The 15566-nt window shown below is 50.7% G+C and carries 17 protein-coding genes, 2 tRNA genes and 1 pseudogene; 9 read left to right on the plus strand and 11 right to left on the minus strand.

Annotated elements, in window-relative coordinates; translation table 11 throughout:
• The first annotated feature begins 4 nt into the window (after positions 1 to 4).
• Together cobT and ldtA are read left to right on the plus strand one after the other, a co-directional pair.
• Positions 5 to 1069 (plus strand): nicotinate-nucleotide--dimethylbenzimidazole phosphoribosyltransferase, encoded by a 1065-nt coding sequence (gene cobT, locus OGY08_RS02370; RefSeq protein ID WP_008785130.1) that lies wholly within the window; start codon positions 5 to 7, stop codon positions 1067 to 1069.
• A gap of 127 nt (positions 1070 to 1196) precedes the next feature.
• Positions 1197 to 2126, plus strand: coding sequence for a L,D-transpeptidase (gene ldtA, locus OGY08_RS02375; protein WP_008785129.1), 930 nt, complete (start codon positions 1197 to 1199; stop codon positions 2124 to 2126).
• Positions 2127 to 2150: 24 nt separating this feature from the next.
• Here the strand turns inward: ldtA and OGY08_RS02380 are convergent, their stop codons facing one another.
• From OGY08_RS02380 to mtfA, 5 genes are all read right to left on the minus strand, one after another.
• Positions 2151 to 2834, minus strand: a complete 684-nt coding sequence (locus OGY08_RS02380; protein ID WP_032669186.1) for an ABC transporter ATP-binding protein — start codon at positions 2832 to 2834, stop codon at positions 2151 to 2153.
• 10 nt (positions 2835 to 2844) lie between these two features.
• On the minus strand, positions 2845 to 4533 hold the full coding sequence (locus OGY08_RS02385) for an ABC transporter permease (RefSeq protein WP_100272199.1): 1689 nt from the start codon (positions 4531 to 4533) through the stop codon (positions 2845 to 2847).
• Positions 4517 to 5554, minus strand: coding sequence for an extracellular solute-binding protein (locus OGY08_RS02390; RefSeq protein WP_125363420.1), 1038 nt, complete (start codon positions 5552 to 5554; stop codon positions 4517 to 4519). Before OGY08_RS02390 ends, OGY08_RS02385 begins: the two co-directional genes overlap by 17 nt.
• 261 nt (positions 5555 to 5815) lie before the next feature.
• Positions 5816 to 5891: transfer RNA gene (locus tag OGY08_RS02395), tRNA-Asn, on the minus strand.
• Positions 5892 to 6023: 132 nt separating this feature from the next.
• Entirely contained in the window at positions 6024 to 6788 is a 765-nt protein-coding gene (mtfA, locus tag OGY08_RS02400) for a DgsA anti-repressor MtfA (protein ID WP_032943883.1), read from the minus strand.
• A gap of 93 nt (positions 6789 to 6881) precedes the next feature.
• Here mtfA and OGY08_RS02405 point away from each other — a divergent pair.
• Positions 6882 to 6971: transfer RNA gene (locus OGY08_RS02405), tRNA-Ser, on the plus strand.
• Positions 6972 to 7037: 66 nt separating this feature from the next.
• On the opposite strand, the gene OGY08_RS02410 is transcribed toward OGY08_RS02405, so the two are convergent.
• The 6 genes and pseudogenes from OGY08_RS02410 to OGY08_RS02435 form a co-directional block, all read right to left on the minus strand.
• Positions 7038 to 8081 carry a tyrosine-type recombinase/integrase gene (locus OGY08_RS02410; RefSeq protein ID WP_100272200.1) on the minus strand — a complete coding sequence of 348 codons (1044 nt, stop codon included), beginning with the start codon at positions 8079 to 8081 and terminating at the stop codon, positions 7038 to 7040.
• A complete protein-coding gene (locus OGY08_RS02415; protein ID WP_071667664.1) occupies positions 8056 to 8298 on the minus strand; it encodes a DUF4224 domain-containing protein in 243 nt (80 codons plus the stop codon). The genes OGY08_RS02410 and OGY08_RS02415 overlap by 26 nt, the downstream gene beginning before the upstream one ends.
• 70 nt (positions 8299 to 8368) lie before the next feature.
• The gene (locus OGY08_RS02420) at positions 8369 to 10840 is read right to left on the minus strand and encodes a 3'-5' exonuclease (protein WP_275377271.1); all 2472 of its coding nucleotides are present in this window, start codon (positions 10838 to 10840) and stop codon (positions 8369 to 8371) included.
• 141 nt (positions 10841 to 10981) lie between these two features.
• A complete protein-coding gene (locus OGY08_RS02425) occupies positions 10982 to 11308 on the minus strand; it encodes an RrF2 family transcriptional regulator (RefSeq protein ID WP_032944383.1) in 327 nt (108 codons plus the stop codon).
• A gap of 57 nt (positions 11309 to 11365) precedes the next feature.
• Positions 11366 to 11512: pseudogene (locus OGY08_RS02430) on the minus strand (hypothetical protein); the annotation flags it as partial.
• 287 nt (positions 11513 to 11799) lie between these two features.
• Positions 11800 to 12180, minus strand: a complete 381-nt coding sequence (locus OGY08_RS02435; protein WP_003832307.1) for a helix-turn-helix domain-containing protein — start codon at positions 12178 to 12180, stop codon at positions 11800 to 11802.
• A gap of 105 nt (positions 12181 to 12285) precedes the next feature.
• Between OGY08_RS02435 and OGY08_RS02440 the strand changes: the two genes are divergently transcribed.
• From OGY08_RS02440 to arsD, 6 genes are all read left to right on the plus strand, one after another.
• Positions 12286 to 12498, plus strand: coding sequence for a helix-turn-helix domain-containing protein (locus OGY08_RS02440; RefSeq protein ID WP_003832309.1), 213 nt, complete (start codon positions 12286 to 12288; stop codon positions 12496 to 12498).
• A gap of 3 nt (positions 12499 to 12501) precedes the next feature.
• Positions 12502 to 13056 (plus strand): toxin YdaT family protein, encoded by a 555-nt coding sequence (locus OGY08_RS02445; protein WP_060683634.1) that lies wholly within the window; start codon positions 12502 to 12504, stop codon positions 13054 to 13056.
• A 252-nt stretch (positions 13057 to 13308) separates the two neighbouring features.
• Positions 13309 to 14220, plus strand: a complete 912-nt coding sequence (locus OGY08_RS02450; RefSeq protein ID WP_224759863.1) for a DnaT-like ssDNA-binding domain-containing protein — start codon at positions 13309 to 13311, stop codon at positions 14218 to 14220.
• Positions 14132 to 14677, plus strand: a complete 546-nt coding sequence (locus OGY08_RS02455; protein ID WP_122984015.1) for a replication protein P — start codon at positions 14132 to 14134, stop codon at positions 14675 to 14677. The genes OGY08_RS02450 and OGY08_RS02455 overlap by 89 nt, the downstream gene beginning before the upstream one ends.
• Positions 14678 to 14800: 123 nt before the next feature.
• Positions 14801 to 15154 (plus strand): As(III)-sensing metalloregulatory transcriptional repressor ArsR, encoded by a 354-nt coding sequence (gene arsR, locus OGY08_RS02460; protein WP_044700602.1) that lies wholly within the window; start codon positions 14801 to 14803, stop codon positions 15152 to 15154.
• A 47-nt stretch (positions 15155 to 15201) separates the two neighbouring features.
• The gene (gene arsD, locus OGY08_RS02465) at positions 15202 to 15564 is read left to right on the plus strand and encodes an arsenite efflux transporter metallochaperone ArsD (protein WP_000855179.1); all 363 of its coding nucleotides are present in this window, start codon (positions 15202 to 15204) and stop codon (positions 15562 to 15564) included.
• Positions 15565 to 15566 lie beyond the last annotated feature (2 nt).

Here is a 15566-nt window from a genome sequence, read left to right on the forward strand (position 1 = left end):
CCTTATGCAGACTTTAACCTCTTTACTCCGCACGATCCCATCACCCGACAGTGCCGCGATGCTTCGTGCACAGCAGCATATTGACGGCTTGCTTAAGCCGCCGGGAAGTTTAGGGCGACTCGAATCTCTCGCCGTACAATTGGCCGGGATGCCTGGCCTGAAGGGTGTGCCGCATGTGAACGGCAAAGCGATGCTGGTGATGTGCGCCGATCACGGCGTGTGGGATGAAGGGGTTGCCGTTTCGCCTAAAGTTGTCACGGCTATACAGGCTGCCAATATGACGCGTGGAACGACCGGCGTCTGCGTCCTGGCCGCTCAGGCTGGGGCGAAGGTTCATGTGATAGATGTTGGGATTGATGCTGAACCTATTCCCGGTGTGGTGAATATGCGAGTGGCACGCGGCTGCGGCAATATAGCCGAAGGTCCGGCAATGAGCCGTTCGCAGGCCGAGGAGCTGTTGCTGGAAGTTATCCGCTATACCCATGAACTGGCAAAAGACGGTGTAACGCTGTTTGGCGTCGGGGAGCTTGGTATGGCAAATACCACACCTGCGGCGGCCATTGTCAGCGTGCTGACCGGCAGTGATGCTGAGGAAGTCGTGGGTATTGGCGCTAACCTTCCTCTTTCTCGGGTGGGGAATAAGGTAGACGTTGTGCGCCGGGCAATTGCCGTCAATCAACCGGATCGCCATGACGGTGTCGATGTGCTGGCTAAGGTTGGCGGGTTTGATCTTGTCGGTATGGCGGGGGTGATGCTGGGGGCGGCCTCCTGTGGCCTGCCGGTCGTGCTGGATGGTTTTCTTTCGTATTCTGCTGCTCTGGCGGCCAGCCAGATTGCGCCGCAGATTAAACCCTACCTAATCCCGTCACACTTCTCCGCTGAGAAGGGCGCCCGCACCGCGCTGGCGCATCTTGAATTGGATCCTTATCTGAATATGGGGATGCGTTTAGGCGAAGGTAGCGGGGCCGCGTTGGCGATGCCGATTATTGAAGCTGCCTGTGCGATGTACAAAAATATGGGGCAGCTCGCCGCCAGTAACATCGTGCTTCCAGATGGTAAGGAAGCGTAGTTACTGCTCAACCTGAACCTCGCCTGATGGCGAGGTTTTTTTATGCGCAAATATGTTGTAAGCCACTAAAACAGATAATAAAAGCTATACTTTACGGATATCTGTTGCGACGAAGGAAAGGAAAAAGATGCGTCGTGTAAAACTGCTTTGTTCACTCATTATGCTGCTTGCGAGTCAGGGAGCGCAGGCGGTGAGTTATCCGCTGCCGCCAGAGGGGAGTCGCCTGGTGGGTAGCACTTTGACTATTACGGTTCCACAAGGAAACACCAAGCCGCTGGAGGCATTTGCCGCTCAGTACGGGCAGGGGTTGAGCAATATGCTTGAAGCCAATCCGGGCGTCGATGTTTTTCTGCCTAAATCGGGTTCAACGCTGGTTGTGCCACAGCAACTGATACTTCCGGATACCGTGCGTGAGGGGATTGTCATCAACGTCGCCGAGATGCGGCTTTACTATTATCCTGCTGGCAGCAATACGGTTGAGGTTTTACCCATTGGCATTGGTCAGGCGGGTAGAGAAACGCCGCGTAACTGGGTGACAGCGGTAGAACGTAAGCAGGAAGCACCAAGCTGGACGCCGACGCCAAATACCCGACGTGAATACGCCGCTCGCGGGGAAAGCTTGCCGGCATTTGTTCCTGCCGGACCAGAAAATCCGATGGGCCTGTATGCAATTTATATTGGCAGGCTTTATGCCATTCACGGGACAAATGCCAATTTCGGTATTGGTCTGCGGGTAAGCCAGGGGTGCATCCGTTTGCGGAATGACGACATCAAGTACCTGTTTGATACGGTGCCTGTAGGGACGCGTGTACAATTAATTGACCGACCGGTGAAATACAGCGAAGAGCCGGACGGTAGTCGCTGGGTGGAAGTACATGAGCCGCTGTCACGAAACCGTTCGGAATACGAGTCTGACAGAAAGGTGCCTTTGCCAGTCACTCCCGCTTTGCGCACCTTTATCAGCGGGAATGACGTGGATGTGAGCCGCGGGAGCCAGGCGTTGGAAAGACGTTCCGGTATGCCGGTGAACATCAGCCTGGTACAGAAGCATTATTAATTTTCAGGGCGACCCTGTTTACCTTCAGGTCGGATGGGTCGCTTTTTTAATTTGATACTGCCCCATTTTTACCACGCCAATATGGTCAGCCATTAGCTGGGCTTCGTGTTCACTGTGGGTAACCAACAGCGCCGTTTGCCCGGCGGCGCGCAAAATATCCCGTACCTCGTTGCCAAGACGCTCACGCGTGCGCTTATCCAGGCTGGAGAAGGGTTCATCGAGCAACAGGATTTCCGGATGTGGCGCCAACGCGCGCGCAAGGGCGATACGCTGTTGTTGCCCGCCGGAAAGCTCATGCGGATAGCGGTTGGCATGGCTGTGTAACTCCACCATTTTCAACAGCTCAGTTACTCTGGCCTGTTGTTCCTCACGCGGCATGCGACGCAATCCAAAGGCCACATTTTGCTGCGCGGTCAGATGGGGGAATAACGCATATTCCTGGAAGACCATGCCGACATGACGTTTTTCCGGTGGCAGATGAACGCCGGGACCGGCAACACGTCGCTGTGACACATAGATCTCTCCGTTTTGCAGGCGTTCAAATCCGGCTACTGCGCGTAGCACCGTGGTTTTTCCGCAGCCTGAAGCGCCCAGCAGACAGGCAATTTCACCTTTACGTACCGACATTGAAAATCCGCTCAGTACCGATTGCTGGCTGTTGCCATAAGCAACGTGTACATCCTGGAGTCGTAATGCAATTTCTGACATTGTTGCTCTCTTAACCACGGCGAGTCATTTGGTGACGCACCAACAAAATAACCGGTAGCGTGCCAGCTAAAACAATCATTAGCGCGGCGATAGCACCTTCTTCATAGGTTCCACGGGCGGCTTCCGCATACAGCAACGTTGCCAGCGTTTCAAAATTGACTGGGCGCAAAAGCAACGTTGTTGGCAGCTCTTTCATGGCATCAGCAAAAACCAGCAGGGCACTGCTGACTAACGCTGGGCGCAGCAGGGGAAAATGGACTCGTGCAAACGTCCCCGCACCATTCTCACCCAACAGACGAGACGCCTGTTCCAGCGAAGGTGGAATGCGGCCCAGACCAGAATCCAGCGCGCCAATGGCAATCGCCTGGAATCGCATGGCACAACAAATTACCAGCAGGATCCCGGCGGACATCAGCGGCAGGCCGCGAACATCCAGTAAATCTGCCAGCCAGCGGTCGACAGCCATGGCGGGGGGTAAAAAGCCAATCGCCAGAATTGTGCCGGGAACCGCATAGCCTAAAGAGGCCAGACGCATCACGCCGCGACGAAATCCCGGCATGGCGTTGTCTGCGGCGCTATGACGCGCGCTCCAGGCCACCAGCATACTGACGCAAACCACCACCAGCGTGGTTCCCGCTGCCAGCGATAGCGTATTTTGCAATGCTGACAGTAACGAAGAGGAAAGGGGGTTCTCATCGCCTATGCGTTTGGCGCTTTCCCAAATTAAAAACAGTACCGGAGCCAGAAAACCCAGCACAACCGGCAGTGAAATAACGCCACCGAGCAGCCAACCACGCCAGCCATGCACGCGCGTAGGTTGAATCTCCCGCAGGCTGCGGCTGCTGAATCCTTGTTTTCTGCGACCATAAAATTCCAGCGTCAGAATAAGGAATATAAACATCAGCATCATGCAGGCAATTTGTGCCGCGGCAGATAAATCAGACCGCGAGATCCATGTGGTGTACACGGTAACGGTTAACGTCTGTACACCGAGAAACTCTGATGCGCCAATATCGTTGAGCGTTTCCAGCAGTGCCAGACTGATCCCAACGGCCAACGCCGGACGAGCCATGGGCAAAGCAACACGAAAGAAGGTTCCGGTTGCGCTGCATCCCAGCGTGCGTGCGGCTTCCAGTAAATGAGCCGGTTGGCTAATAAACATGGCGCGGGTTGTCAGATACACGTATGGGTACAGCACTAATCCGAGCAGGATGATTGCGCCGGAAAGTGAGCGTAAATCAGGCAGTCGGAACTGTCTTGGGCTGTCAAAACCTAATAAAAAACGGATAAAGGTTTGCAGAGGGCCAATCGGATGCAGCAGATCGAGCCACGCAAAGGCCACAATGTAGGTCGGCATCGCCAGCGGCAACAGTAACGCCCAGCTAAGAATTTTACGTCCAGGAAAATCCCATGCCGTTACCGCCCATGCGCTGCCTACGCCAATCACGCCGACCATCACCGCGACACCGGCTAATAACAGCACGGTATTTTTTAGTGCGGCAGGCAGTACATACGTCAGGAGATTATCCCAGTGAGATAAATCGGCCTGGGTAGCCTGCCAAATCAGCGCAATGATCGGTGTCAGAACGCCAAGCGCTACGCACAGCGCGCCAAGATGTAGCGGCGTTAATAATGACTGCGGCCCGGAAACCAGGCCGCGTAACGTCGGAAACTGCAGAGGTTTATTGATCGAATCCAACTTTATCTACCAGCAGACTAGCTTGTTTACGATATTTAACGATTTCGGTTAACGGCGTTTTATCGACGTCGATTTCACCGATGGTAGCGCTGATAACCGGGTCAAGCGTCACGCCTTTCAATACCGGATATTCGAAGTTCGCTTTCGCATACTGCTGCTGGGCAGGTGCGGAAACCAGATATTCCATCAGCTTAACGGCATCGGCTTTATTTGGTGCATAGCGGGCTACAGCTGCGCCACTGATGTTGACGTGTGTACCGCCATTTTCAAAGGTGGGTTTAACGACTTTAATCGCATCGCCCCACTGACGTGCATCACTGCCTTCTTTGGCGTTTTTCATATGGCCGACGTAATAGGAGTTGGCGAGACCAATATCGCAAATGCCGCCGAGAATATCGCGAGCTACATCGCGGTCGCCACCGGTAGCTTTACGCGCAAGGTTAGCTTTCACACCGCGCAGCCATTCTTCGGTCTTTGCTTCACCGTGATGAGCAATCATTGCGGCGATCAGCGCTGTGTTATACGGGTGCTGTCCGGAACGAATACAAACTTTACCTTTGTACTCAGGGCTGGCGAGTTGTTCGTAATGCCAGTTATCGATTGGCAGTGACTTCTCGGCATACAGCACGCGGGCACGCATCGACAGCGCAAACCACTGATTATCTGCGCCGCGTAGATTAGCCGGAATAGCGGTTTTCAGTGCTTCTGACTCTACTGGCTGAGTTACACCCGCTTCCACTAAATCAATGAGATTACCGGCATCGACGGTCATCAGCAGGTCGGCAGGTGAATTTTTACCTTCAGCTTTAACGCGCTCAAGCATACCGTCCTTGATATAGACCGTACTGACTTTGATGCCGCTGGTTTTGGTCCAGCTATCAAGCAAAGGCTGGATCAGACCCGGTTCACGGGTGGTATAGAGCGTTAACGTTTCCTGAGCGAAAGCCGGTAGGCTAACTGAGAAGACCAGGACAGAGGCAAGGGTGATACGGCGCAGTCCGGCGCGAGGCAGAGAATTCATCGTTTATATCCCAGAGTAATTGGAACGTACAGTGAACCGAGCGGGGGGCTCGTTCCTTTGGCTCGCGTACAATAAATGATAATCACTAGCACTTACAATAATTGCAAAGTTTAAACGATTTACATTTACATAACTTTAATCAACGTTGTGATGCGGCATGTAACAGCGGTGCAGAGCAGGCAGGGGGCTTATGAGAGGGGATTTTATAGCGACCTGAAAAGCAAAAAGCCTGCTTAGTTTCCTAAGCAGGCTTCTTAAATATGGCTCCTCTGACTGGACTCGAACCAGTGACATACGGATTAACAGTCCGCCGTTCTACCGACTGAACTACAGAGGAATCGTGTGAACGAGGCGCATATTACTGACCTGACCATGAGGTGTCAACAGTAAAATTAGCGCGTCATTTCAATTGGTTAATTAATCTTCAAATTCAGCGTTAATGCACATTTGGTGAGCGACAATGGCCACCTTAGCGGGTATCGCGTAACCGCTCCATGGGGTTCTGGCGGTAAAACTGAATGAAACGTTGCCATAAGGCCGGAAAACGTGGTGCAAATAATTCAGGGGCACTGAAGAAATACTCCGATAGAACGGCAAAGCATTCGGCAGGATCGGTCGCTGCGTAGGCATCTATACTGCACGCGGTTTCACCGACCAGATCAATTTCATCCTGAATGTTATTCATTGCGGCATGCAGGTCGTGCTCCCAACTGGCAATATCTCGCAGAGGGATCGCCGGAATACCGCTGGCGCGGTCGCCATTACGCATATCAAGCTTATGTGCCACTTCATGGATGATTAGATTGAAGCCGGAGGCATCAAAAGAATCCTGAATGTCGAGCCAGTTGAGGATTATTGGACCTTGCTGCCAGCTTTGCCCGGACTGTACAACACGTTGATTATGTACCAGCCCAATATCGTCTTCCCATTCATCGTCCACGACAAACGGGGCAGGGTAGATGAGAACTTCATGAAACCCGTCGAGCCACTCGATCCCCAATTCCAGAACAGGCAAACAGAAAAGCAGCGCAATGCGCGCACTTTTTAGTGGATCCAGTTCAAACCCCTGAAGCGCTACCAATCTTTTTTGCTGTAAAAAGCGCTCGGCCAGGGCGATAAGCCTGGCTTGTTCTTGCTCGGTGAGATTCACCAGAAGAGGAATAGCCAGGGCGTCGTCCCACGGCCAGTCGTCACTCCGGGTTGTTTCTTGCTCTTTCCAGGGCCACTTAATCATCGTTTTGCTCGCAAACTCGTCACTTGAACGAAATTGACGGAACGGGGTCTGTTAAAATGCCAAATTACCTGGCATCATGGCAACCGCCAAAACGGAGAGATGCCAGAGCGGCTGAATGGACCGGTCTCGAAAACCGGAGTAGGGGCAACTCTACCGGGGGTTCAAATCCCCCTCTCTCCGCCACTATTCAAACACTTAGCTCAATTCCTTTCAACGACTCATGTCACACTTGGTATAGTGTTGGTATATTCACTTGGTATAAAACTCGCCATCATCATCTTCTGATTTGCCCAATACTGGAAGATCCAATGTGGGAGAAATTTTCACTTTTCTGTCATAAACCACAACTTGGCTTTCAGTTTTGTGACCTGAGAATAGTTGTTTGTCCTTACTCGAGCCTTCGTAATCAGATATTCCCTTGGCTTTGAGATCATGAAATGTACAAGGCAGTTTTCTATCTAGTTTTTTTCCTGCTGCTTCCCTTGCAGTTTCCCACAGATCGTTAAACCCACTTTTCGAGTATTTAGTTTTTTTGCTGCTACAGATAACCGTTTCCCGCCCACCCAGGTTTTTTGCAAGTTCGATGGCGTTATGAAGCCGTTCAGTCCAGACTTTTATTTGTTTAGTGCCGGTCTTTCCCTGCTGGATAAAAATGCCTTCCTCGCTTACTTGCGACCATTTGAGAGAAAGAACATCCGAAACGCGAGCTGCACATAAGTAAGATATCTCCATGCCAACCCGGAGAGCTGGTGCCGCCTCTTCATAAATTGCCTGATATTCTTCGTCTGTCACGTACACGTCACGGGCTTTTAAAGAGAACTTGCGCACTCCTTTGCATGGATTTCCTTTCACATATCCTCGTTCATATCCCCATGAGAAAACACGCGACATCCCGCCGAGTTCCTGGTTAGCCTGGTTAATACTGCGTTGGCCACGTTTATCCATATAGATCCTGACCATCTCAATTTTTATGTCATCTGCTCGCATATTCCCGAACACTGGGACCAGGTTTTTTTCATATGACCTGTAATCAGTCTGTGTTCGCGGAGCCAGTTCAGCAAAAGCTGGGCTGCTGGTGAATAACTTCCATAATTTAGAAAATGTCATTACGTCTGAACGCTTGGCTTTTTCTTCCTCATAGCGCGCCCATAACCGGGACATACTTGTCCCGGTAATAGGTGCAAGAGTTACGCTTTGTTTTGTTCCTTTTGGCTTCCACACATAGCTATAACGGTTTTTAGTTACGCGTGGTGGGAGGTGCTTGTCTTTAGGATCTTTTCTTGGTCTGCCCATTGATTGCGTCGTAATTTGGCTCAAGTGCAACATATTCATCGACCTTAGGTAATTCAGAAACTCCGGGATCAATACTTCTGCGCAATACAATTGGGCGGTTCCGCCCATCAGTGGTGAACGGTATTCCGTGACACCGCAGCTGTCGCTGCTGGTGGGTGTAGCGCTGATAGCCAGTAATTTCTGCAATTTCCTGAGGAGACAGTGTAAGTTCGTGCATAGCTCATCTCTCTGATGGCCTGCCTGTAAAAACATACCAGGCAGGATCCATAAATTGTGAAATTAGAAAATCAGTTTGCGGTCAGACGTTGCCAGATTGCAGAAACGTATTTGACCTGATGTCGGGCGTCAGAAAGCGCATTGTGCATGTCGCCTTCAAACGGGATATCGAAGCGTGGATTGATACCGACAGATTTACCCAGTTCGACCATGGTCCTTACGTCCCTGTCATTCCAGAACGGAACAGCGAAGGGGGTATCTGTTAACGCGTATGCGCGGCGAAGAATGACGTTATCAAACGAACATCCATTACCCCATAATTGAACAGTGTGGCTACCGTTAGCAGCATTTTCAGCAATAAAGTCAGCCAGAAGTTCAAGGGATTCACGCAGCCCCATAGCTTCATCAACAAGAATGGCAGAGCGGGCTTCAGATGATTGTTTTAACCACCACTGAATTGTCGACGCATCTGGTTTCATGCCAAACGACATCGATGACTCCAGACTGACAACCTGGTAAAACTCGGCGCCAGTGTTACCAGTTGAAGGATCAAAAAATACAGCGCCGATAGAGACTATTGGGGCATCAGGACCATTGCCCATGGTTTCCATATCAACCATCAGGTGAGTATAGAAAGCGTTCAGGGGATCCGTTTCAATATGGTGAACGGGTTCATTATTCAGGGAAGCTGACGCGTCACCAGTTGCATCAGCGCTTTTAACTGGCAAAACTGCTGTTTCGCTCTGAGACACTTCAGGATTAGCTTTGATTTCGTTGTTGTCAGTTTCTTCCATCTGCACATCGCTGGTGGCTTCCTCTGTATGGGTATGATGTAACTTATCCTCGACGGCGCGCTGGCGTACCTGGTCTACGACAGAAAGCGCTGGCGCTTGCTGGTTCCCCATCAGGCCATCGATGGAGAACACGCCGTTGCCCATGTTGGCGATTTCTGGTTGTTCAACTCCTGCCTTCTGTTCAGCTGTGACTTTCTCGTTAATCTCGTTTTCCCAGCTTTTTTCTGGCACGTGACCGGCTGCCGCCAGGGTTTCTTCAGTTGGGTGCTGGTGGTCGGTTTCAGTCAGGTTCTTATTGATGTAACGGCTCAGCAGCTCTGGGAAATGGTGAGCGTTTTCTTCTGCACTGCGAATAAGCGCGAAAATAGCAGCACGGGAATAATCCAGGATGCCAGCACGTTTGCGCAGGGCGACGGACCACTCTTTGAATGGGCTTTCGTTTTTAGCAATGATCTCTTTTGCACGACGGAAAACGCCACCTGGGATATCGTAGATGTTGAAATCCATTGGAAGTGTGGCCAGCGCAATATCAATGTCCAGAGTTTCCAGTGTGTGGACAAGTGCCGGGTTACGATCGGTCTTATTGCCACCACCAGCGTTTGTTCCAGTATCAGAGCGCTGAATCTGCGAGACACGATTGCCCTTACCCCACTCTTTAACCAGCAACCCGCGGTCAATGTGTTCAGTACTGAACCAGGCCTTAAAGAACTGAATTATGGTAGACAAATCCACTCGTTTTCCATCAACCGGAAAAACGGTTTTCAGCGCGCTGACAATCTTCCAGATATCGATCTCTGGCGCTTTCCTGAATGGTTCTACATTCTCGGCGGCAAGCAGCAGGTTTTGCACATAGCTGTTATCCACATCCAGCTCGAGTTCCTGAATGGTTTTCTTCTGCTCAGTATCAATATGGTAAGCATATTCTTCAGAAATAAACTGAGCTAAGAGGCGCTGGCGTAGCGGGAGAGTCGCAACGGTAATGAGTTCTGGCGTTACAGGTGGAACGGTGGGCTCATCACCCACAATTCGTGCTTTCTTATCGTTAACCCACTCCTGCACGGTTTGAGTCCGCGCTTTCGGTTCCGCAATCCAATCGGTAATAAATTCCTCAAATGAAGTAATGGTATAGACCTGCTCACGGTCGAAGACTTCTTTTATTGCGTTTGCCAGGTTCCACTCGACATGAGCAGAAAGCTCTTTCGCCGCTGGCACATTTGCAACGGCTAGTAATAGGTTTTGTATATAGAGATCATTTTCGTCCAGTTCCATTTGTCCGATCTGGACGTGCCGCGCTTCACTGATTTCCTTCTCTTCACCGTCATTTAACAGGTGCGCAATCAGCCGCTGAGACAGGCGCAGGCGAGATATGGGGCGGAGCAATGCTGGCGCATCGCTGGTGGGTACATTGGCACTGGAGGTTTCAGGTTTTTGCTGGCTGGAAGCCCCCAGATTTTCATTATCCGGCTTCTGTTTCAGTTGCCACGTCAGCTGGTCTTCTGCCAGCTCGTAACGATCGCACCATGTGTCATCAAGTGTGCTTTCCTCAGGCAGATCGTCAACAATAAACCAGTTGGTGCGGACAGGTGATTGATAGTCGGCGCCACGACCGACGGCAATATCGTTGTCTTCGAGAATATTTAGGATTTCGCGTTCTGCACGGGAATCTGATTTCGCAGAGAACCAGCAAAACAGGTTTTTTGCCTCAGTTGCTTTCGCTTTGGCTTTAATAAGATACGCATACGTTAACATTGCGTTCGGGCTCCATAGGATTGTAAGATACCCGGCAGCTGATGATCGCCGCCTAAGGTAGTGGTTATTGGTCAAAACTCGTTCCGGAAAGCTTTGGTCGGCTGACCGGGTACTTAACCCGCCTTGCGCGGGTTTTGTGCTTTATGGGGTAGGGGATTTTCCCTGCGCCAGCTGTGCGACGGGGACCCACTCCAGAGCATTCAGCACGGGCTCAAATGAATCAGGCGTGTGAGTAACGGCGCGAACGACGTCAGCCACGCTGGGGTTTGCTTTGCTAAGGTGGTACCCGCCACCAGCGCCACGCTGGCTGGTGACGATTTCACTGCTGCGCAGCTTCGAGAAAATCTGCTCGAGGTAAGACACAGACAGCTTTGATTCTTTACTGATAGATGCGATGGAAACCGGACTGCCGTTGTAAATCCTGTTGAGGATGGCAACGACCTGAACAGAAGCCACTACACGTTTCATTCCAAACTCCATAGTCACTTCCTTACTGATGCTGGCAACAGCCATTGGTCAAACTCGTTATGAACGAACTGAAGTCTGTTGGTCGGCAGACGGGTCGCCCTTCTGGGCGAGCATGTAGCAAATCAGTCGAATGATTACTTCAATACGGTTTAGATGTACGGCCTGACACCGCACTGGTTTACGTGCGAAATCGATCATGGATTTATCCTCTTGCTTTGCCCTTGTCGCCAGGCTGGCGGAACGTTGAACCTGCTGCGTGTTAATGCTTGTCATCTCATCCGGTGATTCGTATGCCGCCGGCAGCTACTTCGTGGGCGTCCTGCCTTGATGACGCTTTTCAAACTGTGTTTATATTTAAACCCTAAATGTGTTTAAAAGTCAACATGGCATGTGTTTAAGGTGGCGAGGATGATAACGATATGGGAAAAGGGAAGGTGAAAGGCATAAAAAAACCAGCCAAGTAGGCTGGTTAGATTGTTAAAAAGTGTAGCTTAATCGTCAGTTGGCTTTAATCGTCCCCGAAGGTACTTCTCGACATACTCATCAATTTCTTTCAGCCGCAATTGAAAGGTATCGATCATTCTGTCTTGTTCAGACTCCGGCAACTGGTCAAAAAGAGTAATCAACTTACGATGTTTTGGCGTTAACCATGATTCGGCGTGATCATCACCAAACATTAGTTCAGCCGGGCTAATTCCGAGAGCTTTAGATATCGTTATAGCGTCGTCAACGCCCACATTGCGGCGACCCGCTTCATAGTTCCCGATGCGTGACTGAGCCCACCCACATAACTCTGCGAGTTTAGATTGCGACATATTTTTCTGTTCGCGTAGCTGCTTCAGTCTGGCGGCAATTGCAGTGTTTATATTCATTACTGATTTTTACCACGTTACGTGTTAACGCTCAAAGAACGTTTCGTCTTGACTATCTAACACATTATGTGTTTAATTCAGCTAAACACTAGATGTGAGGACAAGATGAACAACATCGCCAAAGAACGGCAAGCGCTCGGTTTAACTCAAGAGCAATTAGCCAAATTATTCGGGTGGCGTCAGTCAAGGCTCTCAAATTATGAGAACGGAACACGTCAGCCTGGCCTACCGGAATGCAGATTGATTGTGGAGAAGCTTAACGAGTTAGGGCGCACCTGCTCTCTTGATAGTGTATTTCCGCCACAAAGCGAGGTCTGAAAGATGCAATCAGTAGCTTATACCCATAATAAACCACGAGTAGCCGCTGCGGTGAAATCGCAAAATCAATTTAAACCCCAGCGACGCGACAGCATTCAGCACCGCGTCATATTGGCAGCCGTTCGTGAATGGGAATCGACATTACCAGGACAGGCACAGGAACGGATCGCTCAGTTGGTGGCTGAAGAGTGGGCCAAGGCAGATGGTCGTGGAATTGCTGTTAATAAACAGAATTTATTTCGATATCTGAAAAACGAAGGAGGGTCAGAAAAGTACACGGCTTACGTGATGCAGCTGTCAGGCTCAATCATCGCCGCTATGCCAGTTCAGATTGCCAGGAAGCACGGGTTAAGTAATGCGAGCACAGAGGCGGAGCTGGTGGCTAACGCTATCAAAGAATGCAGTGAGGCACACCAGGCGAAATTAATCGGTGCTCCGTTACAGAAGCTCGAGAAGGAGATTCGTGAAGCGGCAATCGCATTGTTCAACATGCTACCTGCTGACGCGGCGGGACCACTACTGGCGAGTATAAGCGCCGTAGCGCCGCAATTGTTTTAATCGAGTTTTGACCAATGACCATTATTACTGCAACTCGCGGGGTGAAGTATGCCTAATCCTTTGGCTAAGGCCATGCCTAAGAGTAAGGCTAGTAACGAGCCTTACCGTAAGGTGAAGATTACCATGTGGGATGATCCTAAGTTTCGAGCCTTATCACCACTCCCGCCAAGTGGGCAGAGTCTGTTTATTTACCTGCTTACTGGACCATTCACAGGGATTATTCCCGGGCTGTATAAGGCGGGAAGGGCGGCTATGGCCGAAGAATTAAACTGGGATGTCGAAGCCTTCGACTTAGCCTTAGGTGAAGCCATAGCGTTAGGTATGGTGGAAGCCGATCTTAAAGCCAGAGTTTTTTGGTTGCCTAATGCGGTGAAACATAACCCGCCAGCATCAGTAAACGTGATCAAATCCTGGGCAAGATCGTTTGAATTACTGCCTGAATGTTCACTGAAAGATAAAGCATATGAAGCTCTCAAAGCCGCCTGCTACGGGGTTTCTGACGCTATGGGGATGGCTTTTGATAAGGCTTTCGCCTTGCCTAAGGATAAGGCTAAGTCTTTGGCTAAACCTTTGCCATCAGGTATCCAGAAAGCAGTTAGCAGTAAACAGATCTTAAACCCCTCTCTTAACGCGGGTGCGATGAAAAATCTGAATGGGGATGAACTGCCATCCCCGGCCATGCCCCGATACCTGGACGGTGTTGATGAACCGATCGGGAAATTCAGCATGGCAGATAGCTGGCTTCCCTCCAGAGACTTCCGACAGCGCGCCGCATCGTGGGGTATCACCCTGCCTGAACCAGATTACCTTCTGACTGAACTCGCAGAATTCACCGCGTATTGGGAGTCGGAAGGGAAAGTTTTTACACAAATCCAGTGGGAACAAAAATTTGCCCGACATGTAGCCCGGGTGAGAACGCAGGTAAAACCAGAAACCGGAGGTAACAGTCATGTGGGAGCAGGATCAGAACCAACAGCATCCCGGGCAGTTCAGCAAATTCAGTCAGCACACGCAGAGTGGCGCCGCAGGAATGGACTTGATGGCGACGGAAACAGCCTGGCGACTGTGGCAGGTCATGGGGGAGGTGTATTCGAACCGATGGACCCAGAAGAACGGGGCGGAGCCTTCGCCTATCTGGATAGCCCAGATAGGTTCGATGACTGAACAGCAAATTAGGTTGGTCTGTCAGCAATGCATGGAGCGCTGCGCGATGGGAAATACATGGCCGCCTGACCTAGCTGAGTTTGTTTCTCTGGTTTCAGAGAGTGGGGCGAATCCATTCGGACTGAAATCGGAGCAGGTTATGACGGAATACCGGCGCTGGCGCAATGAGTCATATCGGTATTCAGGAAGCGATAAATATCCATGGCCTCAGCCCGTGCTGTATCACATCTGCATCGAAATGCGCAGAACGGGCGTAGAACGACAAATGACAGAGGGGGAGCTGAAACGACTGGCAGAAAAGTTACTCACGAAGTGGTCGAAGCATGTTGGTAATGGACTAAGTGTCCCACCAATTCGACGTCAACTGGAAGCGCCGCGCCATCCGGCAGGACCAACGCCAGCACAATTACTGATAGATGAATACAGGCGTCGAAAAGCGGCAGGATTAACAAATTGAATAATGAACAATCAGTAAATCTGATATTAAAACCACATAGCCATCATATTCGAATTTTCGAATGTGATGGTTGACGACACTCAACTATTGCAGGAAACTACGGAGAGAATTCAGGAGACTAAAATGGCTGAACTAACTTCTCTACAACTCTTCAAAAACCTTTCCGATGAAACTCGGCTGGGCATCGTGTTGCTGCTTAGAGAAATGGGAGAGCTATGCGTGTGCGATCTCTGTACGGCGCTGGATCAGTCGCAGCCCAAGATCTCCCGTCATCTGGCAATGCTCCGGGAAAGTGGACTATTGCTGGATCGCAAGCAGGGCAAGTGGGTTCACTACCGCTTATCTCCGCATATTCCTTCATGGGCTGCTCAGGTAATTGAGCAGGCCTGGTTAAGCCAACAGGACGACGTACAGGCCATCGCCCGTAAGCTGGCATCTGCAAACTGCTCTGGTAGCGGTAAGGCTGTTTGCATCTAAAAAATTTGCCTGAACATATATGATTTTCCGAATGTGAGGTATTCAGAATGAAGACGTTAACGGTGTTTGACCCGGCAATGTGCTGCAGTACCGGCGTATGTGGCTCAGATGTCGATCAGGTTCTGGTTGATTTCTCTGCTGATGTGCAGTGGCTGAAAGGACGTGGCGTACAGGTTGAACGTTACAACCTGGCGCAGCAGCCCATGAGCTTTGTTCAGAATGAGAAAGCGAAAGCATTCCTCGAAGCATCTGGAGCAGAAGGGCTTCCGCTACTGCTGTTGGACGGTGAAACGGTGATGGCTGGGCGATACCCAAAACGCGCTGAGCTGGCTCGCTGGTTCGGTATTCCGCTGGAGAAGGTAGGGTTAGCTCCCACCAGCTGCTGTGGTGGTAATACTTCCTGTTGCTGAAT

The sequence above is a fragment of the Citrobacter sp. Cpo069 genome, assembly GCF_030332785.1.
Taxonomy (GTDB): Bacteria; Pseudomonadota; Gammaproteobacteria; order Enterobacterales; family Enterobacteriaceae; genus Citrobacter; species Citrobacter portucalensis.